A 1,857-nucleotide genomic window follows, 5' to 3' on the forward strand; every position below is an offset into this window, starting at 1 on the left:
GAAGGGTCAGGGTGATCCAGGTGGTGGTTCAGCCTGACTCTTCGCGACACACATATGCCTGGCTGGCCCTCTGAGGTGGCTGCGCCGGCCGCGGCGCTCCCGGTGCAGCGGCGCGACGCAGCCCGACGGCGTCGGGACATGCCGGCGGGACGTTCCTACCCGGTCAGCGGCCTCGGATGCCGCGGCGGTCGGGACGGGCGCGCAGCGGGTCGATTCCCTTGGGGATGGGCGGTCGCGAGGACTGCAGCGCGCGCAGCCGCTTGGCCACGGCCGCGACCTCCGGCTTGGTCAGGGTGGGCTTGAGCCGCTGCATCGTGCGGACGAGCTTCGGCAGGGGGACCTGGCCCTCGTCACGGCCCACCTGGAGGAGGTGGATCTCGACGTTCGGGGCGACGCGCGCGACCTTCTTGCGCTCGTTCTCGAGCAGGCGCTTGACGCGGTGGCTCGGCCCCTCGCTGATGAGGACGACGCCCGGCCGGCCCACCGCCCGGAAGACGACGTCCTGGTTGCGCGGGTCGACGGCGACCGGCTGCTCCTCGATGTTCCACCCGCGTCGGATCGTCGACAGCGCCGAGCCGGCAGCGCCGGGAGTGCCCTCGATCCGTGAGTAGGCGGCCCGCTCGGCGCGGCGCGAGAGCAGCAGCATGACGACGATGAGCGCGACCGGCAGGCTGAGCAGTGTGACGTAGACGGGGTGGCCGACGGCGAACCCGATCGCCAGGCCCACACCGACGACCACGACGAAGGCCCCGAGGAGCCACCAGGTGATCGAGGGCTGCGCCTCGCGGGTCATCTGGAAGACTTCCCACAGCTGGTGGTACCAGCGCTTCTTCTTCGGCTTCGGCGCAGCGCCCTCGGCGGCGTCCTTCTTGCTTCTCTTCAGGGCCATGATCGGCAATCCTACCGGCCACCAGTCCTCCTCAACCGGGTGGGGGCGGCCACTCTCGGGTAACCCTGTGGACGGCGCCGGCGGGCGTGGACCCGGTGCGCTTGGCTGGCCGCATGGGACGACGACGGCGCAGCCCCGCTGCGGCGGTACCGTACGGGGACCGGCCGCCGCAGGTCGCGGGGCACGACGTCGCAGGCCCCGTCGGGTTCGGCGCCAACGGCGCCGTCTGGGCCGCCCGTGACCAGGCCGGGCGCGACGTCGTGGTCAGTGTGCTCGCGCTGCCTGCCGGGGAGGCCGGAGCGGCCCAGCTGCGCCGGCTGGCCGCGCTGCGTCACGGCACCCACCCCCACCTCGCACGGATCCGCCAGGTGCTGCCCCTCGACTTCGACCGCTGCGCCGTCGTCAGCGACCGGGTGCGTGGCCCGACCCTAGCCACGGTGGTCGCCGCCCGCGGCGGGCTGGAGCCCGCCGAGCTCGCGGCGCTGCTCTCCGGAGTGGGCAGCGCGCTGGGCCACCTGCACGAGCGGGGAGTGGTCCACGGCGACGTCTCCCCGGCGAACGTCGTCGTCACCGACGAGGGGGTGCCGGTGCTCGTCGACCTCGCGGGACAGACCGCGGGCGAGCTCGGCACGCCCGGCTTCGTGCCGCCTGAGCGCCGCCGGGGCAGCGCCGCCGGGGCACCCGGGGACGTGTGGGCACTCGCCCGGCTCGTGGAGTGGGCTGCCGGCGGCCGGCCCGAGCCACGGCTGCGCGCACTCCTCGCCCCCGGCCGGGACACCGACCCCGCACACAGGCCCGCGGCACGCGACCTCGCGAGCCGCGCCCCGGGCATCGCACCGGCCGCGCCCATCACCGTGCCACCCCCACCCGTTCTGGCCCAGGCCCGGATGCGGGACGACGACGTCGCCCTCACCCGGCGTCGCGCCTCGACCCGGCGCGCGTTGCGCGCGGCGGCGGGCAAGCGTGAG

2 protein-coding genes are annotated in these 1,857 nt (G+C 75.0%); one reads left to right on the plus strand and one right to left on the minus strand.

Features of this window, described 5'->3' with window-relative positions; genetic code table 11:
* Positions 1–163: 163 nt before the first annotated feature.
* Positions 164–889: a DUF4191 domain-containing protein gene (locus Q0195_RS08000; RefSeq protein ID WP_299276846.1), complete on the minus strand. Its 726-nt coding sequence runs from the start codon at positions 887–889 to the stop codon at positions 164–166.
* A 113-nt stretch (positions 890–1,002) separates the two neighbouring features.
* Between Q0195_RS08000 and Q0195_RS08005 the strand changes: the two genes are divergently transcribed.
* Positions 1,003–1,857, plus strand: an 855-nt coding sequence (locus tag Q0195_RS08005; RefSeq protein ID WP_299276849.1) for a protein kinase, incomplete at its 3' end; no start/stop codon positions are given.

Source organism: uncultured Georgenia sp., assembly GCF_937958535.1.
GTDB lineage: Bacteria > Actinomycetota > Actinomycetes > Actinomycetales > Actinomycetaceae > Oceanitalea.

Coding starts and splice junctions, on each gene's coding strand:
- Q0195_RS08000 (WP_299276846.1), bottom strand. CDS start 889: ATGGCCCTGAAGAGAAGCAAGAAGGACGCCGCCGAGGGCGCTGCGCCG.